The 23,984-nt window shown below is 70.5% G+C and carries 20 protein-coding genes; 7 read left to right on the plus strand and 13 right to left on the minus strand.

Annotation, left to right across the window (positions count from 1 at the left end; all coding sequences use genetic code 11):
• Positions 1 to 21: 21 nt before the first annotated feature.
• Complete coding sequence (aceE, locus tag ABT294_RS32365) at positions 22 to 2,463, minus strand: pyruvate dehydrogenase (acetyl-transferring), homodimeric type (protein WP_350810099.1); 2,442 nt, start codon at positions 2,461 to 2,463, stop codon at positions 22 to 24.
• 18 nt (positions 2,464 to 2,481) lie between these two features.
• Between aceE and ABT294_RS32370 the strand changes: the two genes are divergently transcribed.
• The gene (locus ABT294_RS32370) at positions 2,482 to 3,141 is read left to right on the plus strand and encodes a GntR family transcriptional regulator (RefSeq protein WP_502912179.1); all 660 of its coding nucleotides are present in this window, start codon (positions 2,482 to 2,484) and stop codon (positions 3,139 to 3,141) included.
• On the opposite strand, the gene ABT294_RS32375 is transcribed toward ABT294_RS32370, so the two are convergent.
• A complete protein-coding gene (locus ABT294_RS32375; RefSeq protein WP_350810101.1) occupies positions 3,117 to 4,328 on the minus strand; it encodes an amidohydrolase in 1,212 nt (403 codons plus the stop codon). The two genes, ABT294_RS32370 and ABT294_RS32375, sit on opposite strands and share 25 nt — an antisense overlap.
• A 103-nt stretch (positions 4,329 to 4,431) precedes the next feature.
• Between ABT294_RS32375 and ABT294_RS32380 the strand changes: the two genes are divergently transcribed.
• Positions 4,432 to 4,914 carry a TIGR03618 family F420-dependent PPOX class oxidoreductase gene (locus tag ABT294_RS32380; protein WP_350810102.1) on the plus strand — a complete coding sequence of 161 codons (483 nt, stop codon included), beginning with the start codon at positions 4,432 to 4,434 and terminating at the stop codon, positions 4,912 to 4,914.
• Here the strand turns inward: ABT294_RS32380 and ABT294_RS32385 are convergent.
• Entirely contained in the window at positions 4,856 to 6,268 is a 1,413-nt protein-coding gene (locus ABT294_RS32385; RefSeq protein ID WP_350810103.1) for an MFS transporter, read from the minus strand. The genes ABT294_RS32380 and ABT294_RS32385 overlap by 59 nt on opposite strands.
• On the minus strand, positions 6,265 to 7,161 hold the full coding sequence (locus ABT294_RS32390; RefSeq protein ID WP_350810104.1) for a hypothetical protein: 897 nt from the start codon (positions 7,159 to 7,161) through the stop codon (positions 6,265 to 6,267). The genes ABT294_RS32385 and ABT294_RS32390 overlap by 4 nt, the downstream gene beginning before the upstream one ends.
• 229 nt (positions 7,162 to 7,390) lie before the next feature.
• On the opposite strand from ABT294_RS32390, the gene ABT294_RS32395 reads away from it, so the two are divergent.
• Positions 7,391 to 8,944 carry an alpha/beta fold hydrolase gene (locus tag ABT294_RS32395; protein WP_350810105.1) on the plus strand — a complete coding sequence of 518 codons (1,554 nt, stop codon included), beginning with the start codon at positions 7,391 to 7,393 and terminating at the stop codon, positions 8,942 to 8,944.
• A gap of 322 nt (positions 8,945 to 9,266) precedes the next feature.
• On the opposite strand, the gene ABT294_RS32400 is transcribed toward ABT294_RS32395, so the two are convergent.
• From ABT294_RS32400 to ABT294_RS32410, 3 genes are read right to left on the minus strand one after another with little or no spacing between them, the layout of a single operon-like run.
• Positions 9,267 to 9,965 (minus strand): hypothetical protein, encoded by a 699-nt coding sequence (locus ABT294_RS32400; protein WP_350810106.1) that lies wholly within the window; start codon positions 9,963 to 9,965, stop codon positions 9,267 to 9,269.
• Positions 9,966 to 9,998: 33 nt separating this feature from the next.
• Positions 9,999 to 10,883 (minus strand): hypothetical protein, encoded by an 885-nt coding sequence (locus tag ABT294_RS32405; protein WP_350810107.1) that lies wholly within the window; start codon positions 10,881 to 10,883, stop codon positions 9,999 to 10,001.
• Positions 10,880 to 11,209 carry a PadR family transcriptional regulator gene (locus tag ABT294_RS32410; protein WP_350810108.1) on the minus strand — a complete coding sequence of 110 codons (330 nt, stop codon included), beginning with the start codon at positions 11,207 to 11,209 and terminating at the stop codon, positions 10,880 to 10,882. The genes ABT294_RS32405 and ABT294_RS32410 overlap by 4 nt, the downstream gene beginning before the upstream one ends.
• A 285-nt stretch (positions 11,210 to 11,494) precedes the next feature.
• On the opposite strand from ABT294_RS32410, the gene ABT294_RS32415 reads away from it, so the two are divergent.
• A complete protein-coding gene (locus ABT294_RS32415; protein ID WP_350810109.1) occupies positions 11,495 to 12,337 on the plus strand; it encodes a phosphotransferase in 843 nt (280 codons plus the stop codon).
• A 220-nt stretch (positions 12,338 to 12,557) separates the two neighbouring features.
• Here the strand turns inward: ABT294_RS32415 and ABT294_RS32420 are convergent, their stop codons facing one another.
• Both ABT294_RS32420 and nrdR read right to left on the minus strand, forming a co-directional pair.
• Positions 12,558 to 15,359, minus strand: coding sequence for a vitamin B12-dependent ribonucleotide reductase (locus ABT294_RS32420; RefSeq protein WP_350810110.1), 2,802 nt, complete (start codon positions 15,357 to 15,359; stop codon positions 12,558 to 12,560).
• The gene (gene nrdR / locus ABT294_RS32425) at positions 15,356 to 15,811 is read right to left on the minus strand and encodes a transcriptional regulator NrdR (protein WP_185087106.1); all 456 of its coding nucleotides are present in this window, start codon (positions 15,809 to 15,811) and stop codon (positions 15,356 to 15,358) included. Before nrdR ends, ABT294_RS32420 begins: the two co-directional genes overlap by 4 nt.
• Positions 15,812 to 16,241: 430 nt before the next feature.
• On the opposite strand from nrdR, the gene ABT294_RS32430 reads away from it, so the two are divergent.
• Positions 16,242 to 16,838 carry a cadmium resistance transporter gene (locus ABT294_RS32430; protein WP_350810111.1) on the plus strand — a complete coding sequence of 199 codons (597 nt, stop codon included), beginning with the start codon at positions 16,242 to 16,244 and terminating at the stop codon, positions 16,836 to 16,838.
• Positions 16,839 to 17,036: 198 nt separating this feature from the next.
• On the opposite strand, the gene ABT294_RS32435 is transcribed toward ABT294_RS32430, so the two are convergent.
• The gene (locus tag ABT294_RS32435) at positions 17,037 to 17,273 is read right to left on the minus strand and encodes a hypothetical protein (RefSeq protein WP_350810112.1); all 237 of its coding nucleotides are present in this window, start codon (positions 17,271 to 17,273) and stop codon (positions 17,037 to 17,039) included.
• 1,443 nt (positions 17,274 to 18,716) lie between these two features.
• Between ABT294_RS32435 and lexA the strand changes: the two genes are divergently transcribed.
• Positions 18,717 to 19,424 carry a transcriptional repressor LexA gene (gene lexA / locus ABT294_RS32440; protein ID WP_350810113.1) on the plus strand — a complete coding sequence of 236 codons (708 nt, stop codon included), beginning with the start codon at positions 18,717 to 18,719 and terminating at the stop codon, positions 19,422 to 19,424.
• A gap of 129 nt (positions 19,425 to 19,553) precedes the next feature.
• Here lexA and ABT294_RS32445 read toward each other — a convergent pair whose 3' ends face one another.
• Positions 19,554 to 20,159 (minus strand): TetR/AcrR family transcriptional regulator, encoded by a 606-nt coding sequence (locus ABT294_RS32445; RefSeq protein ID WP_350810114.1) that lies wholly within the window; start codon positions 20,157 to 20,159, stop codon positions 19,554 to 19,556.
• A complete protein-coding gene (locus ABT294_RS32450; RefSeq protein ID WP_350810115.1) occupies positions 20,129 to 21,646 on the minus strand; it encodes an FAD-dependent monooxygenase in 1,518 nt (505 codons plus the stop codon). Before ABT294_RS32450 ends, ABT294_RS32445 begins: the two co-directional genes overlap by 31 nt.
• A 108-nt stretch (positions 21,647 to 21,754) precedes the next feature.
• On the opposite strand from ABT294_RS32450, the gene ABT294_RS32455 reads away from it, so the two are divergent.
• A complete protein-coding gene (locus ABT294_RS32455) occupies positions 21,755 to 22,864 on the plus strand; it encodes a MalY/PatB family protein (protein ID WP_350810116.1) in 1,110 nt (369 codons plus the stop codon).
• On the opposite strand, the gene ABT294_RS32460 is transcribed toward ABT294_RS32455, so the two are convergent.
• Positions 22,861 to 23,952, minus strand: coding sequence for a hypothetical protein (locus ABT294_RS32460; RefSeq protein WP_350810117.1), 1,092 nt, complete (start codon positions 23,950 to 23,952; stop codon positions 22,861 to 22,863). The two genes, ABT294_RS32455 and ABT294_RS32460, sit on opposite strands and share 4 nt — an antisense overlap.
• Between the last annotated feature and the right edge of the window lie 32 nt (positions 23,953 to 23,984).

The following is a 23,984-nucleotide window of genomic DNA, read 5'->3' on the forward strand; positions in this document are numbered from 1 at the left end:
CACCAGACGGAGACGTGAGGTCTACTCGACGGCCTTGAGCACCGCGTCGGCGATCGACCGCGGATCGACGCCGAAGTGCCTGCGCGCCGCCTCACGGGTGTCGGACAGGCCGAACCCGTCGGTGCCGAGCGACGTCCACGGGCGGCCGATCCACGGCTGGATCTGGTCGGGCACCGCCCGCATCCAGTCGCTCACCGCGACGACCGGCCCCTCGGCCCCGGCCATGGCCTGCTGGAGATAGGGCACGCCGGACGTGGCCATGGCCTCGCGGCGCAGCTCGCTCCAGGAGGTGACGGACCAGACGTCCACGCCCAGGCCGTACTCGTCCTGGAGCAGTCGCTGCGCGGCCAGCGCCCAGTGGATGGCGGTGCCGCTGGCCAGCAGGTGCGCGGCGCCGCCGTTCGCGGAGTAGCGGTAGAGGCCCTTGAGGATGCCCTCCTCGACGCCCTCGGGCATCGCGGGCTGGGGCAGCGGCTCGTTGTAGAGGGTGAGGTAGTAGAAGACGTCCTCGCCCGCCTCGCCGTACATCCGCCGCAGCCCTTCGCGGACGATCACGCCGACCTCGTAGCCGAACGCCGGGTCGTAGGCCAGGCAGGCCGGGTTGGCCGAGGCGAGCAGCTGGGAGTGCCCGTCGGCGTGCTGGAGGCCCTCACCCGTCATCGTGGTGCGCCCGGCCGTCGCGCCGATCAGGAACCCGCGGCCGAGCTGGTCGGCGAGCGCCCACATCTGGTCGCCGGTGCGCTGCCAGCCGAACATCGAGTAGAAGATGTAGAAGGGGATCATCGCCTCGCCGTGCGTGGCGTAGCTCGACGCCGCGGCGGTGAAGGACGCCATCGACCCGGCCTCGGTGATGCCCTCGATGAGGATCTGCCCGTCGACCGCCTCCTTGTACGACAGCAGCAGCTCGCGGTCGACGGCGTCGTAGCGCTGGCCCAGCGGCGAGTAGATCTTCGCGGTCGGGAACAGCGACTCCATGCCGAACGTCCGGGCCTCGTCGGGGACGATCGGCACCCAGCGGCGTCCGGTCTCCGGCTCCTTCATCAGGTCCTTGACCAGGCGGACGAACGCCATCGTGGTCGCGATCCTGGCACCGCCCTTCGCCAGGCTCTGGAAGGGCTTGTCGGCGGGCGGCGGGAGCGGGCGGTAGGCGGCCGTGCGGTGCGGGATCGGGCCGCCCAGCGCGGCGCGCCGCTCCGCCAGGTAGCGCGCCTCGGGCGAGCCGGGGCCCGGGTGCAGGTACGGCGGCAGCTCCCCGCTCAGCGCCTCGTCCGATACCGGCAGGCCGAGCCGGTCACGCATGCTCCGGAACTCGTCCTGGGTGAGCTTCTTCATCTGGTGGTTGGCGTTGCGGGCCTCCACGCCCGCGCCGAGGGTCCAGCCCTTGACGGTCTGGACCAGGATCACCGTGGGCCCGCCACGGTGGTCGAGCGCCCTGCGGTAGGCGGCGTGCACCTTGCGCGGCTCGTGCCCGGCCCGCGAACCGCCGACGATCCGCCGCAGGTCGTCGTCCGAGTACGGGACGTCCAGGCCGTGGAAGAGGCGCTCCCTGATGTACGCGCCGGTCGAGGCCGCATACGTCTGGAACTGGCCGTCGGGCGTCTCGGCGAGCCGGGCCACCAGCTCGTCGGAGCGGAGCAGGTCGTCCCACTCCTGGCCCCACAGCGCCTTGACGACGTGCCAGCCCGCGCCCCTGAAGACGCTCTCCAGCTCCTGCACGACGCTGGTGTTGCCGCGTACCGGGCCGTCGAGCCGCTGCAGGTTGCAGTTGATGACGAAGGTCAGGTTGTCGAGCCCCTCGCGGGCGGCGAGCGTGAGCGCGGCGGTGGCCTCGGGCTCGTCCATCTCGCCGTCGCCGAGGAAGGCCCATACGTGGCTGTGGGAGGTGTCCTTGATGCCGCGGTTGTGCAGGTAGCGGTTGAATCTGGCCTGGTAGACCGCGTTCAGCGGGCCGAGGCCCATCGAGACGGTGGGGAACTGCCAGAAGCCCGGCATCGCCCGCGGATGCGGGTACGACGGCAGCCCGCCCTCGGTCTCCCGCCTGAACAGGTCGAGCTGCGCCTCACTCAGCCGCCCCTCCAGGAAGGCGCGCGCGTAGACGCCCGGCGAGGCGTGGCCCTGGAAGTAGACCTGGTCGTCCGTACCGTGGAAGAAGTGGTTGAAACCCACCTCGTACAGCCAGGCGGCGGACGCGTACGTCGCCATGTGGCCGCCCAGGCCGAGCTTGCTGCCCCTGGTCACCATCGCGGCGGCGTTCCAGCGGTCGTAGGCGGCGATGCGCTCCTCCAGCTCCAGGTCACCCGGGTAGGCGGGCTCCTCGGCGGTGGGCACGGTGTTGACGGGACGCGAACTCGTGGCGAGCCGTCTCAGGAGGAACTCGGCCCGCTCGTGGCCGGCCGCGCGCCGGACCGCCTCGAGCGACTCCAGCCACTCGGCGGTCTCCTGAGGATCCAGATCTCTCTCCATGACGCCATTAAACACCCTATGATCGATCGTTGGTTGTTTAGGGGCGTACTATCGACGTCCGTGAGACCCGTTGTGCGGTCGCCGCTGCGCGACCACATCCGCCAGGTACTGCTCGAGGGCCTGATCAGCGGCCGGTGGGAGCCCGGCGAGCGCATCGTGGAGCGCCGGGTGGCCGCCGAGCTGGAGGTCAGCCAGGCGCCGGTCCGCGAGGCGCTGCGCGAGCTGGAGGCGCTCAGGCTGATCGAGTCGTCGCCCAACAAGGGCGCCAGGGTTCGCCCCCTCACCGCGGCCGACCTGCGGGAGGTCTACGAGGTGCGGGCGGGGCTGGAGGAGACGGCGGCCCGGCTGGGCGTCCCGCGGCTGGAGGAGTTGCGGGCGCACACGGCCCGCCTGCACGTGGCCGCCGCGGCGGGCTCACTCGACGACCAGGTGCGGCACAGCGTCGCCTTCCACCGGGAGATCGTGGCGGCCTCGGGCAACGCCGTGCTGCTGTCAGTGTGGGAGTCGCTGGGCGTCGAGGTGTGGACGCACCTGTCGATCCGGCTGTTCAGGATGCGGCCGGACGAGAACGCCGCCGACCACGAGCCGCTCGTCGAGGCCTTCGAGGCGGGCGATCCCGGCGTCGGCCGCATGCTGCGCGAGCACGTCCTCGGCTACGCGCCCTGCGACTCGCGGTAGTACGGGTCGGAGACCACGCCCTCGCCGTCCGCGTACGTGTACACCTCGCGGCCTGAGACGAAGACCTGCAACGCCCGGCTCATGATGTCGAGCGGGTCGCCCGACCAGATCACCACGTCCCCGTCCAGGCCCGGACGCAGCGCGCCCACCCGGTCGTCGATCCCCATGATCCGTGCCGGGTTCACGGTGATCGACCGCAGCGCCACCTCGGGGTCGAGCCCCTCCTTGACGGCCAGCGTGGCCTGGTGCACGAGGAAGTGGATCGGCACCACCGGATGGTCGGTGGTGATCGCCAGTTCGACGCCGGCCCGCGCCAGGATGCCGGGGTTGCGCAGCGACCTGTGCCGCAGCTCCACCTTGGACCTGCTGGTGAACAGCGGCCCGATGATCACCGGGATGTTCCTGGCGGCCAGCACGTCGGCGATCAGGTGCCCCTCGGTGCCGTGGTTGATGATCACGCGGTAGCCGAACTCGTTCGCCAGCCGCAGCGCGGTCGCGATGTCGTCGGCGCGGTGCGTGTGCTGGCACCAGGGCAGCTCGCCGTCGAGCACCCGGACCAGCACCTCCAGCGTGCCGTCGCGGTCGAACGGCTTGCCCTCGGCGACCGCCGCGGCCCGCTTGGCCTTGTAGTCCTGCGCCTTCATGAGCGCGTCGCGGATCACCGCGGCGACGCCCTGCCGGGTCGAGGGCAGCTTCTTCTGGTCTCCGTAGACGCGCTTCGGGTTCTCGCCGAGCGCGCTCTTCACGCTCACGGGCTCCCTGACCAGCATCTCCTCGACGGTCCGTCCCCAGCACTTGACGGCGACCGTCTGCCCGCCGATGGGGTTGCCGGAACCGGGCTTGATCACCGCCGTGGTCACGCCGCCCGACAGGGCGTCGGCGAAGCCCAGGTCGGCGGGGTTGATCGCGTCCAGAGCGCGCAGCCGGGCGCCGTTCGGGTCGGTCATCTCGTTGGTGTCCTGGCCCGCCCAGCCCTCGGACTCCTCGTGCACGCCGAGGTGCCCGTGCGCCTCCACGAACCCGGGCAGCACCCACCTGCCCGCCGCGTCGACGACCCGCACCCCGGACGGCACCTCGACGTCCCGGCCCACCGCGGCGATCTTCCCGTCCCTGATCAGCACCGTGCCGCCGTCGATGGGATCGCCGTCGACGGGGACGACCTGGCCGTTGATGATCGCGACATTCATGCGCAGCAACCTACCTGAACGGTTGAAACCTGAACATGTCCCTCCAATCTGCGCGACACGCCATGGGGTCGGTAAAGTTCATCAACGGAAGGGATGCCGCGAAGTGTCACAAGAAGCCCACGGCCTGGGCGCGGGCCCAGGGCCCCGCTCGCTCACCGGCGAGCAGGCGACGCACCTGCTCGGCGCGCAGCGGTTCGGCGCGCTGGCCACGAACAAGACCAGCGGCCACCCGCACCTGTCCACCGTCGTCTACACCTGGGACGCCGACCAGCAGGTCATCCGCGTCTCCACCGTCGCCGACCGGCTCGAGGCGCGCCACCTCCACAAGGACCCCCGGGCCGCCCTCTACGTCGCCAGCGACGACTTCTGGTCCTACGCGGTGGCCGAGGGCGAGGCCGAGCTGTCGCCGGTGAGCGCCGTGCCGGGCGACGAGGTGGGCCGCGAGCTCCTGGCGATGCAGCCGGGTTTCGAGCCGCGCGACCAGGACGCCTTCCTGCGCCGGGTGGTCGCGGACCGGCGGCTGGTGATCAGGCTCCGGGTGTCCCGGCTGTACGGGACCGCCCTCGACGTCCCGCCTGCCGGCTAGCCCGGCGCCCGTTGTAGGCCACCACCCCGATCACGACCAGGACGAGGCCGATGTCGACGGCGGCCGACCAGCGCGTCGCGCGGACGTGGTCGCCGCCCGCCGCGACGGCGAAGAACACCGCCCCGATCACGGCGACGCCCCCGGAGCCGGCGAACTGCTGGGCGGTGCTGAGGAAGCCCGAGCCGATGCCCGCCTGATGCGGTTCCACCTCGACCAGCGCGGCCCCGATGAGCTGCGGCACGACCAGCCCGTTGCCGGCGCCGACGAGCATCAGCGAGGCCATGATCCACGGCAGCCCGGCCCGCGCCGTGACCGCCAGCATCAGCAGCCCGCAGGTGACCACCGAGCCTCCGGCCACCACCACGGCCAGCCCGTACCTGCGCACCAGCCGGGTGCCCAGCAGCGAGGTGACCGAGAACAGCACGCCCATCGGCGCGAACGCCAGCCCGGCCTGGAACGCGGTCAACCTCAGGCCGCCCTGGAGCAGCAGCGTCAGCGTGAACATGAACGAGGCGAAGTAGGCCATGAACGCGGTGATCGCGGCCACGCCCGCCAGGTAGGAGCGGATCCTGAGCAGCGCGAGGTCCAGCACAGGCTGCCCGCCGCGCGCTCCCAGGACGTACTGCCAGCGCCCGGTCAGCGCGAGGACGGGCACGCTCAGCCCCATGCTGACCCACGTCCAGGCGGGCCAGCCCGCGCTGTTGCCCAGGCCCAGCGGCACCAGCAGCAGCGCCAGCCCGGCGGCGAGCCCGGACGCGCCGAGCAGGTCCAGCCGCGTCCGCCCGGCCGGTTCGACCCGGGGCAGCAGCTTCGCGGCCAGCGGCACCACGATCAGGCCGACGGGCAGGTTGACCAGGAAGATCACTCGCCAGCCGAGCCCGAACAGGTCGGCCGTGAGCAGCAGCCCGCCCAGCACCTGCCCGGCGATCGAGCCGAGCCCGCCCGCGACGCCGTACCAGCCGACGGCGCGTGGGCGCTCGTCGGCGGGGAAGACCGCGGAGATCATCGCGAGCACCTGCGGCACCATCGCCGCCCCCGCCAGCCCCTGTAACAGCCGGGCCGCGACCAGCTGGGACGGGTTCAGCGCCACCCCGCACAGCACCGACGCGACCGTGAACGCGACCATCCCGCCGATGAACAGCCGCCGGTACCCGAACCGGTCGCCGAGCCGCCCGCCAGTGATCATGCCGGCCGCGTACGTGAACGCGTACCCGCCGACGATGAGCTCCAGCGCCGCCGGACCCGCCTCCAGCTCGCGCTCGAACGAGGGGGCCGCCACGTTGACCACGAAAAAGTCGAACTGGGCCATGAACCAGGCCGACAGCAGGACGGCCAGCGTCGCGCCAAACTTCACACAGGCAGGCTAGGACCTGAACGTCGGACGAGGTAGGCCCGGGGCCGGGCGGCCCGCAGGACCAGCGCGAACAGCCCCGCGCCCGCCAGGACCCCGACGGCGTGCTCGGCCACCGCCACGACCGGATACTCGGGCGGCACGTACCCGCCGGGCCCCAGCAGGGCCATCGCGAGCTTCCACCCGCTCCAGGCGAACAGCATGCCTGACACGGTGAACCCCAGCGCCACGGCCGGCCACTTCCGCATGCCCGTCCGGCGCAGCCCGAGCGCCCAGGCGCTCCAGGCGCCCGCGAGCGTCCAGACGCCGGTGGTGCCCAGCATCAGCCTGGCGTTCAGATCAAGGGGGTGACGGGTGAGGGCGGTGCCGCCGAGGGCCCAGCCGAGCCAGAGCACCGCCAGCACGGCCGCCCCCGCGAGCACCGCGCCTGCCAGGGCCGGGCTCCGCCTGCCGCCCAGCCGTCCCGCGAACGCGTCCGGCCAGCGCTCGCGCAGGTAGAGCGGGAGGCCGACCGCCAGCCCCAGCGCCATCCCCGCGAACCCGACGGAGATCAGCACCATCTCCCACAGCGGCGTGGCGTCGCTGGTCTCGACATTCGGCGCCAGCAGGGACGCCGCCGCCATGTACGGGATCATCGGGACCAGGAACCCGTACCCCACCCAGGCGAAGAAGACCACGGGCAGGGCCGGCAGCCGCAGCCCCCACCGCTGGGCCAGCGCGAGCGCCAGGGTCACCCCGACCCCGGCCATGACCACGGTCAGCGCGTTCAGCGCCAGCCAGTCGCTGGTCCCCCGGATCAGCTCGGCCGTCACCCAGATGATCTTCACGGCCAGGTACAGCGACAGCGTCAGCGCCGCCCCGTACCCCGCGATCTTGCGTAGCGTGGTGGAGCTCATGGACGACCAGCCTCACGGCACCGGCCTCGCGTTCCCTCCCCCGGCGGGGGCGACCACCTCCCCCTCACAGGGGAGACCGGCCCGCTCGCGCCGGTTGATCTACCGGCATGAACCGGTACCAGCCCAACCTGCCGTCGCACAAAAGCCGCACAAGGCGCTTCATCGTCCGTCAGAGTGATCATTGACATCGGTTCGGTGTCCCTGTGAAGGCTTTCGGAAGGACGCAACAGTGAAATTACGGTTGTTCGCCGCGGCAGTCGCCGGTTGCGCGCTGGTGACCCAGCTCGCCGGGACGGCATCGGCACAATCGGGCGTTTCGAGCGAGCGACGCCTGGAAGCGGAACCAGCCGCGATCACCTGGTCGGAGTGCGGCACCACATACAAGGGCGAGTGCGCGACCATCAAGGTGCCGCTCGACTACGCCGACCCCGGCGGCCCGACCATCGACCTGGCCATCGGCCGGTTGAAGGCGCTGGACCCCGCCAAGCGGCAGGGCGTGCTGTTCGTGCACCCGGGCGGCCCCGGCGGCTCCGGGCTCAACTCGTACATCATGGGGCGCGGCATCCCCGACGACAGCCCGCTGCGCCAGAACTTCGACATCGTCAGCGTGGACCCGCGCGGCGTCGGCCGCAGCACCCCCATCCTGTGCAGCGAGGACCTGGTCAACCAGACGCCCGCCACCTACCCCGCCAGCGAGGCCGAGTACCGGGACCTGCTGGCGTTCAACGCCAAGCTGTCGCAGAACTGCCGGGAGCTGACCGGCCCCCTGTTCGACCACGTCGACACCACGACCGTCGCCCGCGACGTGGACTCGATCCGCGCGGCGCTCGGCGAGGGCCAGATCAGCTTCTTCGCGATCTCCTACGGCACGCAGGTCGGCCAGCAGTACGCCGAGCTGTTCCCGAAGCGCGTCCGGGCGATGGCGATCGACTCCAACATGGACCACAGCATCACCTCCGCCTACGAGTACCTGAAGACCACGACGGACGACCTCGAGGGCTCCTTCCTGGCGTTCTCCACGTGGTGCCGTGACACCCCCGCCTGCGCCCTGCACGACCAGGACGTCACCGCCGTCTGGGACGAGCTGTTCCGCAAGGCCAAGGCGGGCACCCTCACCGACCCGGAGACCGGCGACCCGATCCCGGCGGAGGCGCTGCGGTCGGAGGTCTTCAACTCCATGTACAACCCGGGAGCGGCCTGGTTCCCGGTGGCCTCGTTGCTGAAGGCCCTCGCGGACGCCCAGCCGGCCCGGAAGCTCGCCGACACGACGGCGGACGAGCCCGTCAACCACGCCTACCCGGCCATCTGGTGCTCCGACTGGAAGTGGAACGTCAAGAGCTTCGCCGAGCTCGACGCCTACCAGCGCAGGCTCAAGAGGCTCGCCCCGCACACCGAGCTCTCGCCGTTCTGGAGTGACGTGACGACCTGCCTCAACTGGCAGGGCAAGGTGTCCAACCCGCAGCACCGGCTCAGGATCAGCGGCACCCCGCCGACGCTCCTCATCAAGGCCGCCAACGACGTGGCCACCCCGAAGGCGTGGAACTACGCCGCGGCCCGGCAGATCCCGCGCTCGGTCGTCCTGGAGTACGACGGCGTCGGCCACGGCCAGTTCCGCAACAGCACCTGCGCGCGCGGCCACATCGAGAACTACCTGATCAACCGCGCGCTGCCCGCGCCGAGGACGCACTGCCCCGCCCAGTTCCCCACCGAACCGCCCACCACGGTCAGGTCCACCCCGGACCTGGACACCCGGTCGCCCATCGCCGGCCGCCCCGTCCACTGACCCCGATCTGACCGGCCGGGTGCCCGCGACCCGTCGCGAGCACCCGGCCGACGGCACTGCGGCCTCTGAAGTCGCCCCGTGCGGTGCAGAGTCCCCAGCCCGCGACCGTCGAGGTCGGTCGGCGCGACGCCGTGCCGGCTCCGACTGCACGGATGATCACAGCAAGCGACCGCTCTGACGACCTCCCAACTCCGTCAGCCCTGCCGGCCTTACATCCCATTTGACCTGCTCTCCGCCCTAAAGGACGGAGACGACGATCGTCAGCAGGAGCCTGTCAAGGTTCTCTCATCTGGGGACGGGACAGCGGGCGACCAGTCGGCGCTCACTGGCCGTACTGCTCGCTGATCTGCTCCTCCAGCAGGTGGGACTTGGGCAGGTAGGCGGCGTAGAAACCCCTGCCGCACTCCAGGTCTTCGAGGGCCATCTTGATCTCCCGGTCCAGATGACGGCGGGCGACGGCGGGAGCGAGGTGGGAGGGCTCGAAGTACTGTCCCTTGGGCAGGTCATCGTCCGGGATGTCGTCCCTCTTCGCGATCTCGGTCTTCTCGGCCCGGTCCTGGGAGGACTTGACGGCCTTGCCGGTGACCTGCGTGATCGCCTGTCCGTCGCAGTCCTCCGACGCCCTGTCGTAGGACTTCTGCTGGGCGGCCGACAGGGCGTTCCTGATGGCGAAGTTGGGGTTGACGCCGGCGTTGTCGGGCTTGACCGCCGGGCTGCCCATCTCCTTCGGATAGACGAAGAAGGCGAAGACCTCGAACCCGTACTTGGACCTGCGGGTCTTCAGCGCCTGGTAGTCGCCCTCGAAGAAGGCCTTCCTGGCATCGTCCGACATGCTGGGCTGCTCCACGTACGGGATGTACCTGAAGCCCTTCCCCTTCAAGCAGTCCGCCTTGGCGGCCTCGATCCGCTGCTTCGCGCCCTGCTTGGGAGAGGCGGCCGTGGACGGCCGGCCGGTCGCGTTCGTGCCGCAACCGGCCAGCAACACCAGGACGGCCGAAGCCGCCAATGATCGCTTGAGCATGCCGAGGACAATATTCCGTTCAACGAAGTACGGTCAATTCGGCACGCGCCTCCGGTACCCGAACGGGACGAACGCCGCCGCCACCGTCAGGAACGCCAGCAGCCCCCAGTAGCCCAGATGCTGGTGCGTCAGCTCTGTCAGGTGCTCGCCGAGCCGGAGCGAGACGGCCGTGAGATAGCAAGCCGCCGCCACCGCCCATCGCGGGTCGCGCGCCGTCCGCGCCGCCCACACGCCCAGGCAGAGCAGCGCCAGTTCCAGCACCAGCCGGCTGAGCCCGATCGGGTACGGCGTCCCCTCCGGCATCCACCCCGGCCCCGCCCACGCGGCCAGCGGCGCCGCGACCCACCAGCACCACGACCTGGTACGGACGGTGCCGCCCCTGAGCGCCAACGCCAGCAGGCCGAACCAGGCCAACCCGTAGCCGAGCGCCACGACGACCGGCCCGCTCGTGCCGAACAGCGGCTCGCGGGCCAGGAAACTCGGATAGACGGGCAGCAGGGTCACGTCCACGGGCTGCCAGCCGCTCGCGATCGCCGTCGCCTTCATCCCGGTGAGCAGCACGACAGGCAACGCCAACCGCACATACCCGCGCAGGACGGCCAGCAGCGCGAACCCCGACAGCGCCACCCACAACGGGATGGACCCCGCATAGGGCAGCACCGTCGCGAGGTGCAGGGCCAGCACGGCGGTGACGCCCAGGTGCAGGCCGTCCCACCAGGCGTTGCCGCCCGCCGCGTGCCTGACCCGCTCGCGCAGCCCGCCCGCGACCAGCCCACCCGCCTCCCTGAACTCCGGGACGGTACGCCCCGGAGCGGCGCAGTCGACCAGCACGCCGAGCAGTTCCCAGCCGTGGGCGGCACGGTAGGCACGCGGATAGGCCAGCAACAACCACCGGTACCGGCGTTCGAGAGGGGTCATGCGTGCGCGGTGCTGCGCTTCATCACCAGGGCGGCGGCCTCCTGCATCCGCCGGGCCTCGGCCTCCAGCACCCCCTGCCCGAAGTCGCTGATGCGGAAGTACCGGCGGCCCCGGCCGTTGACCGTCTCCTCGCGGTCGACCACGATCAGCCCGCGATCGCCGAGCCGCTCCAGGATGCCGTAGAGCGTGCCGACAGACGGCTTCACCCGCCCGCCTGACAGCTCCATGATCACCTTCATGATCGCGTGCCCGTGCAGCGGTCCGTCGAGCAGCGCGGTGAGCACGTAGTACATCGGCTCGCTGACTTCGTCGGTCCCCCTCGGCATGCTGGAGAACATAACACGCACCGTTCATTCGTTCTTTCGAGCAGCCGGACTCTTCGACAAGTCGGCTCAAATCGCCGGGGATCGCTGGTCAGCAGCCACCGCGCCCTCCCCTTTCGGAAAGACCCGGCCGGGGGCGGGCGACCCGAAGCCCATCGGCCCCGTCGACCGCTCCACGCGCACGACCATACAGCCGCGCCGGTTACGGCGAGGGCAGGGAACCGGGCCCCGATCAGGGGGTCCATCGCCTAAGATCATGGTTCCGCCCGAGCCGTTGGTCCAGGAGAAATGACCAGGTACGTCGAGTCACCCGAACCCCATCCCGAGATCCCGCTCGCCGGCGGTGACGTCACCGAGGGGGTCGTGCGTGTCGGCGACACGGTGCGCCGTCCGGTCGGCCCCAACGCCCCGCTCGTCCACGCGCTGCTGCGCCATCTGGAGGAGGCCGGGTTCACCGGCGCCCCGCGGTTCCTCGGCATCGACGCGGCCGGGCGCGAGGTGCTGACCTTCGTTCCCGGCGAGGTCGCCGGGCGGCCGAGGCCGGCGTGGATCGCCGACGAGGAACGACTGGCCTCCGTCGGTCGCCTCGTCCGCGACTACGACGACGCCGTCGCGGGCTTCGTCGTGCCCGAAGGGGTGCGGCCCGGCCTCGGGTTCTCGGAGCCTCCGGACATGCCGCCCGCGCCGCCCTACCCGGCCGAGGTGGTCGGGCACATGGACTACACGCCGGACAACATCGTGTTCCGGGACGGCAAGGCGGCCGCGCTGATCGATTTCGACGTCGCCAAGCCGGTCGCCAGGGTGGAGGAGATGTGCAACGCGATGCTGTACTGGGCGCCGCTGGGCGACCCCGTCGACGCCGACCGGCTGCTGCGGGAGGTGGACGTGCCGCGTCGCTGCCGGATCCTCGCCGACGCCTACCGGTTGTCGGACGCCGACCGCTCGCGGCTCGTCGAGGTGGCCGTGCTGCGGACGCGGCGGTCGTGGTTCTCGATGAAGCAGATCGCCGAGGAGCGTGGCGGCGGGTGGGCGAGAATGTGGGACGAGGGCGTCGGTGACCAGATCAAGCGGCGCGAGGCATGGCTCGACCGCAATGGCGCGGCCATCGACGCGGCGCTGAACGCGCCATGACCCCGTTCATCCGGTCCTCTTCACGGGCGAATGTTCGTCCGGCCCGATTCACGGGCGAATGTCACGACAAGCAGCCATCCTCGGCCTGCGTCTCCACCGACATCCGACATCGTCGACGTCTCGAGAGAAACGCAACGCGGGAGTGGAGAGCCGAGGTCCGACTGCCCACTCCCGCGCCCTGAGCCAACGGCTATTCAGTCACGGCGTGACCTGCCCGGAACTAGCTGCAGCCGCTCGTCGAGCCGCAGCCCTCGCAGACGTAGCAGCTCCCCGCGGGACGCATCTTGGTGCCGCACGTCATGCAGAGCGGCGCGTCAGCCGTGAAGCGCTGGTGGCTCTCCAGCGTCACTTCCTTGACCGGCTCCGGCTTGGGCCTCTCCTCGATCGGCGCCGACTGGGCGAGCGCCTCGCGGTCGACCGTCTCCGCGAGCGCGGCCGGGTCCTCGCCGCGCTGCTGGGCGGCGCGTTCGGCGGCGGAGAAGATGCCCAGGGCCGCCCGCTCGTCGTACGGCAGGTGGTCGAGGGCCAGGCGGCGGAAGATGTAGTCCATCACCGAGGTGGCCATCCGGATGTCCGGGTCGTCGGTCATCCCGGCGGGCTCGAAGCGCATGTTGACGAACTTGCTCATGTACGTCTCGAGCGGCACGCCGTACTGGAGGCCGATCGAGATCGCCACCGAGAAGGCGTCCATGACGCCCGCCAGGGTCGAGCCCTGCTTGGACATCTTGAGGAAGACCTCGCCCAGACCGTCGTCGGGGTAGGACGACGCCGTCATGTAGCCCTTCGCGCCGCCGACCGTGAACCGGGTGGTCATGCTCGGACGCTGGTTGGGCATCCGGCGCCTGGTGGGCCGGTTGACCTCGATGACCTTGACCTCGGGCTCGCTCTCGGCCTTGGCCTCGTCCTTCTTGCCGGCGACCGACAGCGGCTGGCCGACCTTGCAGTTGTCGCGGTACACGGCCAGCGCCTTGAGGCCGAGCTTCCAGCCCTCCAGGTAGACCTGCTCGATGTCGTCGATCGTGGCCGACTCGGGCAGGTTCACCGTCTTGGAGATCGCGCCCGACAGGAACGGCTGCGTGGCGGCCATCATCCGGACGTGGCCCATCGGCGCGATCGCCCGCTCGCCCATCGCACAGTCGAACACCTCGTAGTGCTCGTGCTTGAGGCCGGGGGCGTCGACGACGTGGCCGTGCTCGGCGATGTACTCGACGATCGCCTCGATCTGCTCCTGCTGGTAGCCGAGCTGCTTGAGCGCCCGCGGGATCGTCTGGTTGACGATCTGCATGGACCCGCCGCCCACCAGCTTCTTGAACTTGACCAGCGCGAGGTCGGGCTCGATGCCGGTGGTGTCGCAGTCCATCATCAGACCGATGGTGCCGGTCGGGGCCAGCAGCGACGCCTGGGCGTTGCGGTAGCCGTTCTTCTCACCGATCTTGAGGCACTCGGACCACTGGCGCGACGCCTCGGCGTGGATCTTCCCGTCCATGGAGCCGATCGTGCGCAGGTCGTCGTTGGCGGCGGCGTGCTTGCGCATGACCCGCTTGTGCGGCTCGGCGTTGCGCGCGTAGCCGTCGTACGCCCCGACGACCCCGGCCAGCTCGGCGCTGCGCCGGTAGGAGACGCCGTTCATCAGGCTGGTGATCGCGCCCGCGACCGCACGGCCGCCGTCGGAGTCGTAGGCGTGGCCGGTGGCCATGAGCAGCGCGCCCAGGTTGGCGTAGCCGATGCCGAGCTGCCGGTAGGCGCGGGTGGTCTCGCCGATCTTCTCGGTCGGGAAGTCGGCGAACGTGATCGAGATGTCCATCGCGGTGATGATCAGCTCGGTCAGCTTGACGAAGTTCTGCACGTCGAAGGAGTTGTCGTCCTTCAGGAACTTCAGCAGGTTGATGCTGGCCAGGTTGCACGAGGAGTTGTCGAGGTGCACGTACTCCGAGCACGGGTTCGACGCCGTGATGCGGCCGGTCTCGGGCGTGGTGTGCCAGTCGTTGATCGTGTCGTCGTACTGCAGGCCGGGGTCGGCGCACTCCCAGGCGGCCTTGGCCATCTTGCGGAACAGGCCGCGGGCGTCGACCGTCTCGATCACCTCGCCCGTCAGGCGGGCGCGCAGGCCGAAGTCGCCGCCCTTCTCGACCGCGCGCATGAACTCGTCGGACACGCGAACCGAGTTGTTGGCGTTCTGGTACTGCACCGAGACGATGTCCTTGCCGCCCAGGTCCATGTCGAACCCGGCGTCGCGGAGCGCGCGGATCTTGTCCTCCTCGCGCGCCTTCGTCTCGATGAACTCCTCGATGTCGGGGTGGTCGACGTCCAGCACGACCATCTTGGCCGCCCGGCGGGTCGCGCCGCCGGACTTGATGGTGCCCGCGCTCGCGTCGGCGCCGCGCATGAAGCTCACCGGGCCGCTCGCCGTGCCGCCGCTGGAGAGCAACTCCTTGGACGAGCGGATCCGCGACAGGTTCACGCCCGAACCCGAGCCACCCTTGAAGATCACGCCCTCTTCCTTGTACCACTCCAGGATCGACTCCATCTGGTCGTCCACGGAGAGGATGAAACAGGCGCTGACCTGCTGCGGGCTCTGCGTGCCCACGTTGAACCAGACGGGCGAGTTGAACGCGAAGACCTGGTGGACCAGGGCGTGCTTCAACTCGTGGTCGAAGATCTCGGCGTCCTCGTCGCTGGCGAAGTAGCCGTTCTCGACACCCGTCCTGGTGTAGACGCTCACCACCCGGTCGACGAGCTGCTTCAGGCTCCACTCGCGCTGCGGCGTGCCGACCGCGCCACGGAAGTACTTGGTCGTCACGATGTTGGCCGCGTTGACCGACCAGAACTCGGGGAACTCGACGCCCCTCTGCTCGAAGTTGATCGAGCCGTCGCGCCAGTTCGTCATGACGACGTCGCGGCGCTCCCACGTGATCTCGTCGTACGGATGCACGCCGGGCTGGGTGAAGATCCGCTTCATCTTCAGACCCTTGCGCGGACGCTTACCTCCGCGCGCGACTGAACCGCTGACCGTCTCCGTCATGACTCCCCCTTCTCCGCCTTCAACTGTTCGATCTCGGCCTCGAAGTCCGCCAGGCTCTCGAAACCGCGATATACCGATGCGAACCGCAGGTAGGCCACCTCGTCCAACTCCCGCAGCGGGCCCAGGATCGCCAGGCCCACCTCGTTCGAGGGAAGCTCGGCCGCGCCCTTGGCTCTGATGGCCTCTTCGACCCGCTGGCCCAGCTGGGCCAGCGAATCCTCACTCACCGGCCTGCCCTGGCAGGCCCGTCGCACGCCGGCGACGACCTTGTCACGCGAGAACGGCTCCGTCACACCGCTACGCTTGCTCACCATCAGGAGCACGGTCTCCTGGGTGGTGAACCTGCGCCCGCACTCGGGACAGGTGCGGCGGCGCCGGATGGCCGCGCCGTCGTCCGTCGAGCGGCTGTCGATGACCCTCGTGTCAGGATGGCGACAGAACGGACAGTGCACGCTTTCGCCTCCCGGAGACCCGCGGCCACCACAGGCATCAAGAGCCCTTTTCCGTACGCTCACGCGCGCCCCATGGAGAACCATGGTGCGGTCACGGAAAACACAAGGTGTGGTGAACTACATCGGTGTAACTACTAGATGTTGTGGTCCAACCGTAGAAGCGCGCGACCATGAACGCAAGTTGGCGGACCCCCTCCCGTCGAAGTCGCTGATCAGCGCGTCCTCCCCGGTGTGTCGCCGACAACAACCGCCGGGACGGCGATGTTCCTGCACACACATGTCACTTCGGTTGTGCATGAACACGCAGGTGAACCGCGATCACAACAGCATCGACCGGCACATGCGTGACACCGCGCATCCCGTCCTGCCACGACTTCACCCACCGATCCGGACTCCTCCGTTGACGGCGGAATCGGTAGGTTCAGCACCCATGGACGGGATCGCAACAACCGTCGCAGCGGCAGCGGGGATGTTCGCCGGCACCAACGTGGACGACCTCGTCGTGCTCACCGTGCTGTTCCTGTCGGCACGCACGACCGGGGCCCCGAAGGCGTGGCAGATCTGGGCCGGCCAGTACGCGGGGGTGGCGGCGCTCGTGGCCCTGTCGGTGGTCGCGGCCCTCGGCCTGACCATCCTCCCGGACGACTGGGTCGGCCTCCTGGGGCTGGTCCCGTTCGCGCTCGGGGTCCGCGGCCTGGTCTCGGCCGTCCGCGGCGGCGGAGGTTCGACGCCCGCCGTCGCGTCCGGCCTGGTCGCGGTGGCGGGGGTCACGGTCGCCAACGGCGCGGACAACGTCTCCGTCTACACGCCGGTGTTCCGGGCGATCGGCACCGGCCCCACGGTCGTGACCGTCCTCGTGTTCGCCATCGGGGTGGCCGTTTGGTGCGTGGCGGGGGCCTGGCTCGGGTCGCACAAGCGGGTCATCGAGATCGTCGAACGGTACGGGCAGTGGCTCGTGCCCGGGGTGTTCATGGTGATCGGCGCGCTCATCGTCCTCGAGTCAGGGGTCATCGGAAAGATCTTCTGACCCCCCGACCCCGCCCCGGTCGGGCCGCGTACCCCCCGAACCTCTCACTCCAGCTTCCCCGAGCACGCCGGAGCCCCGATGGGCCTGCGCAACCCCTCAGCATCTCCCCCTGACCTCCCCGGGCGCGCACGCGCCCCTGACGGGGCCGCGCGGCACCCGAACGTCTCCCCCTGGTTTCGCCGAGCGCGTCGGCGCCCCCTACCGCGCCGCCGGCAGCACGGACTCGCCGTTGGTCACGGGCGCGGCGGAGGCGAGGCCGACCGCCCGGGTGCCCAGCCAGAACCCGCCGAGAGAGAGCAGTGCCACCCCGACCACCAGCACGATCCGCCCGCGCCGCGTCAGCCGCAGCGGCGGCTTGCCCACTTTCGTCGCAGGCGCGCCGCCCTGCCTGGGGCCGTGGGCGATCCGACGTGCGTCCGCTCGCCGTCCAGCCATCGAACGCCTGTCAGCGCTCCCCCGCCGTGCCGCGCCCGGCGAGCCCATCTGCCGCCCCGCATCCGTCCGCCCGTCGACGCTCCCCTGCGATCGGGCCTTCGCACGCTTCCTGGCACTCCCCTGTCGGCGCGTGTCACCTCGCCCCCTGACAGCCCCCGGCCGCGCCGAACCGGCCCCTTGAGGCACGCCCGGCTGCGGCGCCGGACCAACCCCCTGGTCGGCACCAGGCCGCCGCACGGGGCGGCTGCCCTGGTCCACGCCCGGCTGCCGCGCCGGACCAACCCCCTGGTCGGCACCAAGCTGCCGCAGGGGGCGGCTGCCCTGGTCCACGCCCGGTTGCCGCGCTGGGCCGATCTTCCGGGCCGGGCTCGACCTCCGCGCCGGGCCACCCCCCTGAGCCGCCCCCGGTTGCCGCGCTGGGCCGATTCCCTGGGCCACGCCTGGCTGCCGTCTGGGGGTTACCTCTCGTGGCGCACCGGGTCGGCGCGCGGACGAAACCGCCTCCCCACGGATTCGTCCACTCTCGCCGTCGGCGCGCCCCTCGTCGAGCGCACGCAGGGCCGCTCGACGCCCACCCGGATATCCCCGGGGGACTCTCGGCGCGGTCGGCTCGCCATCGGGATGGCGTCGCCCTCGACGCGGCGCATCGGCGTCGGCGTCGGACTCCGCGCGCGGCGGCGGCACCAGCCACAGCCTCGGCCCTCCCTGAGCCGCCGGCCCGCGACGCGCCCCGGAGCGCCCCGCGGAATCCCCCACGGAGCGCCCCTCGGACCCGACAGCGCGACCCGCAGCACCCCCGACAGCGCGACCCGAGGAACCCGCAACAGAGCGACCCGCGGAACCCACCGCAGAGCGACCCGCGGAACCCTCGACAGGGCGACCCACGGAACCCCTGACAGGGCGCCCCAGGGAACTACCCGAGGAACCCGCCACGGGGCGGTGCCCGGTGCGGGGCCTCGTGGGCTGCCCCTGGGAACCGGACGCAACCCCCGGCCCGGGATCCGCGTCGGGATCTTCGCATCCGCGATCGCGTTCGAAACCGGCCGAAGCCGTTTTTGTATCGGAATTGCCGTTTAGATAGTGCTCAGAGTGGTTGTCGTGTGTATTGTCCGCGCCACTGCCGCCGCCCCCGATCGCGTCCGCGATGAGGGTCAGCCGCCTGGCATCGTCGCTGGTGGTGTCTGTGGTCGTGGTCGCTCGCATGATTGACCTCCCGCACCGTCGTGGCCTGACGAAAAGGCCCAACAAAGATCGGCAAATCGAACACGGTGTCGATCGAACTCCCGTACGATGTTGTACACCACGCTGGCAACAATTTCGAGGAAGACTCGAACAATTGTTTGAAGATGATCTTCAACAGCGATACGGTCGCTGTGTGCGACACGAAGACCACGGACCGGGAGGCTGGCCGGTGAGGCGGCCCGCCGGGCGAGGAGGAAGAGCATGAGTGAGCGGGAAGACGCGAACGGGGTCACCGACCTCGCGGTGCGTCGGCGCGACTCTCTGGGCTTGACGCCCAGGCAGCGCAAGATCCTCGAGGTGATCCGAGACTCGGTGCAGCAGCGCGGCTATCCGCCCTCCATGCGGGAGATCGGCGAGGCGGTCCAGCTGACGAGCACGTCCAGTGTGTCGCACCAGTTGACGGCGTTGCAGCGCAAGGGGTATCTGCGGCGCGACCCCCACCGGCCGCGCGCGCTTGAGGTGCGCCTGCCCGGCGAGCCCGTCCTCTGGGTCGATCCCGACGCCACCACCGATGAGCCCACGGTGAGCAGGCCGACGGCCGCCTACGTCCCGCTCGTCGGCCGGATCGCCGCCGGTGGGCCGATCCTGGCCGAGGAGAGCGTCGAGGACGTCTTCGCGCTGCCCAAGCAGCTCGTCGGCGAGGGCACGCTGTTCCTCCTGCAGGTCACCGGCGACTCGATGATCGACGCCGCGATCGCCGACGGCGACTGGGTCGTGGTCCGCCAGCAGCCGGTGGCCGAGAGCGGCGACATCGTGGCGGCCATGATCGAGGGCGAGGCCACGGTCAAGACCTTCAAGCGCAAGGACGGTCACGTCTGGCTCGTCCCGCACAACGCCAACTACGACCCGATCCCCGGCGACGAGGCCAGCGTCCTGGGCAAGGTCGTGGCCGTCCTGCGTCGCCTCTAGCTTGCGCGCGGCGCGGCTCCGCCCCGGCGGGCTCCCGCGCCTGCGGCTCTCCGCTCAGCGACTGGTTCTTCGTTCTGCGGCACGGCGTCCACGCCGTGCCGCAGCGCACAGCAATCCCCCACCGCACCGCTAGGGGTTCGGGGGCTGGTATCCCATGTGGTGCAACAGGGCCCACAGCCGGCGCGCGATCTGCGCTGCGGTCAAGCCCTCCTCGCCGTGGAGAAGGACGAATCCGACCGCGCTGGAGAAGACGTCCTGTATGGCGCTCGGGTCGGTGTCCTTCGGGAAGCGGCCGGCGTCGACGGCCTGCCGGGCCAGGTCGGCCACGGCGTCCAGCCGTGGCTGGAGGTACCGCTCGGTGTAGGCGGTCACCAGTTTCGGATAGTCCACCGAGGCGCCGATCACCCTCGCCATCAGCGCGCGGAACCGGGGCTGGCTCAGCAGTTCGGCGGTGAACTCGACCAGTTCCTCGATCGACCGCCCGGCGGCGGGCGTGTCCGGGTCGGCGTTGCGGGCGTGTTCCAGCGCGCCCATGAGGAGATCCTCTTTCGACTGCCAGCGCCGGTAGACGGTCAGCTTCGCCACGCCGGCGCGCCGGGCGACCGCCTCGATGCTGGTGCCCGCCGCGCCGCGCTCTATCAGCAGATCCAGCGCGGCGTCCAGGATCGAGGCGTCGTTACTGGGGTCGCGCGGGCGGCCGCGGTCTACGCCGGCCACAGCACCTGGTTCAGCCATGCCGCCAGTCTGTCCGGTGCCGGACGTCCACGCCAACCGATGTGCCCGTCGGGGCGGATCAGCAGCACGTCGTGCGCGCTCGTCTCCACCGGCACGAGCGGGATCACCAGGTCGGCGCCCAGCTGCGTGGCGGCGGCCGTGGCGTGCCGGGCGGCGTCGCGCTCGTCGCCGGCGAGCACGACCCAGCGTCCAGAGATCGCCGCGTGCAGCATGACCTCGCCGCCGTCGGAACGCCGGCACCTGATGTCCGGCATCCGGTCACCCGGACGCGGCCCCTGGGCCCACCGGTGCGACGCGGGCGCCAGCGGTCCGCCCCGGTAGCTGATGCCCAGCTGCGACGCGGCCAGCCACACCCGTCGCTGCACGGCCGGCAGCCGGAAGATCGGCAGGACCACCTTGTCGCGTACCAGTCGTTTCCACTCGTTGTCGGGCAACATGATGTCGACAGCGGTGCTGGTCGCCCTCAGCACGTTGCGGGCCAGCGGGCGCCGCTCCCCCTCGTAGGTGTCGAGGAGCCGCTGGTCGGCGCTGCCGCGGGCCACCAGCACCAGCTTCCAGCCGAGGTTCTCCGAGTCGCCCAGCCCGGTGTTCTGCCCCTGCCCGCCGCTGGGGCTCTGGATGTGGGCCGCGTCGCCGGCCAGCAGGATCCGGCCGCGGCGGTAGGCGTCGGCGAGCCGGCGGTGGATCCGGAACTCCGAGGCCCAGCGGACTTCGGCGACCGTGTCGAGGCTGACGCCGCTGCGCCGGGCGAAGTCGCCCAGCACCCGGTCGGCGATCTCGCTTTCGGACAGCTGGTCCGGCAGGTCGGCCGGCGGTTCGGTGAACACGCGCCACGTGTCGTCAGGCAGGGCGGTCACCGACAGCATGTGCCCGGCGTCCATCCAGGTGGTGCTGCCGTTCCTGTCGAACGGCCACGGGGCCCGCACGTCGACCATCAGCAGGCGTTCGAAGAGCTTGCGGCCGGGGAAGCCGATCCCGGCGAGCTTGCGCACCGTGCTGTGCGCGCCGTCGCAGCCGATCAGCCACTCGGCCTGGACGTGCTGCTCGGCGTCGTCGCCGGTGCGGACGGTGACGGTGACGCCCCTGTCGTCCTGCTGGGCCCCGACGAGCCGGGTATGCCACTCGACCTCGCCGCCGAGCTCGCGGAGCCGTTGCCGAAGGGCGCCTTCGACCTCGGCCTGCGATATCAGCAGCGTCTGTTTCGGCTGGTCCATCACGGCCTGGCCGACCTGGAACCGCAGCACGGTGCGCGATCCCTCGTTGTAGGACATGGTGAGCGAGGACTGCGCCCGCTGCGGCAGGTCGCCGAGCGCGCCGATCCGTTCCAGCACCTCGACGCCGCGTGGTTGCAGGCCGAGAGCGCGAGAGGTGGTGGCCGGGCCGGGAGCGGCGTCGACGACCCGGACGGGGATGTCGTGCAGGGCCAGGTGAACGGCCAGGGCCAGGCCGGTAGGGCCGGCGCCCGCGATGAGTACGGTGTCCGTCATTTAATAAACGGTACCGTACCGATTACTAATTCGCGAGAGCGACCCCCGCACGGCGGGAGCAGGGGCCAGGGCCTCGATGTCCGGGCAAGGGGTCCCTAAAATGCTCGGGTGAGCGACGCATTCATGGGCAAATCCCTCAAGTCAACGCATGACGGGCTGAAGTGGGCGAAGGCCGGACCGGACGTCATCCCCGCCTGGATCGCCGACATGGATCTCCCCACGGCCCCGGCCGTGATCGAGGTCCTGCGCCGGCGGGCCGAAGGCGACCTCGGATATCCCGTCTGGCTCGAGAGCCCCCAGCCGGGGCCGCTCGCGGAGGCGTTCGCGGAGCGGATGACCACCCGCTACGGCTGGGACGCCGACCCTTCACTGGTCCGCGCCTACAGCGACATCAACCAGGCGCTTCAGGTGCTCCTCCACGTGTGCACCAGTCCCGGCGACGGGGTGGCACTGCACACCCCCGCCTACCACCCGTTCCTCGGCACGCTGACCGAGATGGACCGCCCGCTGCGGCCCATCCCGCTCCAGCCCGACGGCGACTCCTGGCGCTTCGACCCGCCGGACCTGGCGGGATGCCGGGTGCTGCTGCTCGTCAACCCGCAGAACCCGACCGGCCGCGTCTTCACCAGGGACGAACTGACCGAACTGGCCGACCACGTCGAGCGCCACGACCTGCTGGTCATCGCCGACGAGATCCACGCCGACCTCGCCTACGCCCCGCACGAGCACATCCCGTTCGCCACGATCCTCCCCGAGCGGACGGTGACGCTGACCTCCGCCACCAAGGCGTTCAACCTGGGCGGCATCAGGTGCTCGGTGGCCCACATCGGCTCGCCGGAGGTCCGGAAGGCGCTCGACGCGCAGCCGTCCTTCGTGTACGGGTCGGCGCACGTGTTCGGCGTGGACGCGACGGTCGCGGCGTGGCGGCACGGGGACGCCTGGCTGGACGAGACCCGCGCCCTGCTCGACCGCAACCGCCGCACGATCGCGGAGCGCCTTCCCGAGGGAGTCGGGTACCGGCTGCCGCAGGCCACCTACCTGGCCTGGCTCGACTACGGACGTCCGGGGGCGGCCGAGCGGCTGGAGCGCGAGGCCAGGGTGATGCTGAGCGACGGCGCCGGGTTCGGCCCCGGCGGCGAGAACTTCGCCCGGCTGAACTTCGCCACCACCGAACCCGTCCTGACCGAGATCCTCAACCGGCTCTCGCGGGCCCACTAGGCGAACGGGAAGTCGACCTCCTCCACGCCTGACGGCCCGAGCCCGGCGGAGTCCTGGCCGGCGTCCTGGTAGGCGAGAGTGGCCAGAATGCCGACGACCACGGCCTGGACGGCCACGAGCACCAAGGTGAGCCGGCGGCCGACGACGGCCGAGGCCAGTTTGGCGGTGGGAAACAGGAACTTCACGGCTTCCAGGCCCGCCAGCAGGGCCAGCTCCCCGACCGTAATTTTGAAGGCCCAGTCATGAACCTCGTTCAGCCGCTTGACCGCCTCCTCCAGCCCCTGGGATCGGCCCGCGACCTTGTCGGCGAGTTGCATCCCCGCGACAAGGAAGTCACGCAGCCGCAGGTCGGCGGCGTTCTTACCCTGGCCGCTCCACGACTGTGTCAGTTGCTCCCAGTTGAAGGGGTCACCGGCCGCGAAGGTCTGCGCGAGCTCGCCCGCGAGCTGCCGCCACAGGACCATGGCGTCGTTCAGGTCCTCGTCGTGCCAGCTCACGACGGACAGCCAGACGGCGACCCCGGCCCAGGCCGTCCATGACATCGCTGCGGCGGTCTTGAGCAGGCGCAGGGTCGCCTGGCTTCTCTTCGCCAGATTCGCGAACTCGATCTGCCCGCGTTCTGCGAAATCCTGCAGAATGCTCCGCCCAACCCGATAAGCGAGTTCGCTCCTGATCTTCCTCTTCTCGGCCATCAGCACCACAGCCAAGGCGGGCAGCCCCGCCCCCTGCCACTGGGGTCCCTTCAGCTCGGGCGGCTTGTCGTCGTCGGCGTACCAGCCCGACGTCACTTTGGAGCGCGACTTCAAGACGGCCTGGAGCGCCTTGTCGCTGGCCGTGACGTAGGTGTCGGCGCCGCTGTGCAGCCCGCCGGCGATGCGTTGCAGCGAAGAGGTGCAGCTGAACAGCTTGTCATTGACCGCCTCCCTCGCCTTGTTGTGACGCGTTCTCGCGAACTCGCCGGCAGCCCCCAGCGTCCCCATGCGCAGGGTGGGCAGGACGTTGAGCCAGCCACTGAGTTGTTCTTCCAACTTCGTGGCATTCAGCCCGGCACCGTGAATGTCACTCGCACGAAAGCCAAGGTTCTCCATGGCAGCCAAGCCTGCCAACGGGATTCGCGCTG

The organism is Nonomuraea sp. NPDC000554 (assembly GCF_040300065.1).
Classification (GTDB): domain Bacteria; phylum Actinomycetota; class Actinomycetes; order Streptosporangiales; family Streptosporangiaceae; genus Nonomuraea.

Excerpts from the sequence above, each read along its gene's own strand:
- aceE (WP_350810099.1), bottom strand. The coding sequence starts at position 2,463 with ATGGAGAGAGATCTGGATCCTCAGGAGACCGCCGAGTGGCTGGAGTCG.
- ABT294_RS32370 (WP_502912179.1), top strand. The coding sequence starts at position 2,482 with ATGATCGATCGTTGGTTGTTTAGGGGCGTACTATCGACGTCCGTGAGA.
- ABT294_RS32375 (WP_350810101.1), bottom strand. The coding sequence starts at position 4,328 with ATGAATGTCGCGATCATCAACGGCCAGGTCGTCCCCGTCGACGGCGAT.
- ABT294_RS32390 (WP_350810104.1), bottom strand. The coding sequence starts at position 7,161 with ATGAGCTCCACCACGCTACGCAAGATCGCGGGGTACGGGGCGGCGCTG.
- ABT294_RS32400 (WP_350810106.1), bottom strand. The coding sequence starts at position 9,965 with ATGCTCAAGCGATCATTGGCGGCTTCGGCCGTCCTGGTGTTGCTGGCC.
- ABT294_RS32405 (WP_350810107.1), bottom strand. The coding sequence starts at position 10,883 with ATGACCCCTCTCGAACGCCGGTACCGGTGGTTGTTGCTGGCCTATCCG.
- ABT294_RS32410 (WP_350810108.1), bottom strand. The coding sequence starts at position 11,209 with ATGCCGAGGGGGACCGACGAAGTCAGCGAGCCGATGTACTACGTGCTC.
- ABT294_RS32415 (WP_350810109.1), top strand. The coding sequence starts at position 11,495 with ATGACCAGGTACGTCGAGTCACCCGAACCCCATCCCGAGATCCCGCTC.
- ABT294_RS32420 (WP_350810110.1), bottom strand. The coding sequence starts at position 15,359 with ATGACGGAGACGGTCAGCGGTTCAGTCGCGCGCGGAGGTAAGCGTCCG.
- ABT294_RS32430 (WP_350810111.1), top strand. The coding sequence starts at position 16,242 with ATGGACGGGATCGCAACAACCGTCGCAGCGGCAGCGGGGATGTTCGCC.
- ABT294_RS32435 (WP_350810112.1), bottom strand. The coding sequence starts at position 17,273 with ATGGCTGGACGGCGAGCGGACGCACGTCGGATCGCCCACGGCCCCAGG.
- lexA (WP_350810113.1), top strand. The coding sequence starts at position 18,717 with ATGAGTGAGCGGGAAGACGCGAACGGGGTCACCGACCTCGCGGTGCGT.
- ABT294_RS32445 (WP_350810114.1), bottom strand. The coding sequence starts at position 20,159 with ATGGCTGAACCAGGTGCTGTGGCCGGCGTAGACCGCGGCCGCCCGCGC.
- ABT294_RS32450 (WP_350810115.1), bottom strand. The coding sequence starts at position 21,646 with ATGACGGACACCGTACTCATCGCGGGCGCCGGCCCTACCGGCCTGGCC.
- ABT294_RS32460 (WP_350810117.1), bottom strand. The coding sequence starts at position 23,952 with ATGGAGAACCTTGGCTTTCGTGCGAGTGACATTCACGGTGCCGGGCTG.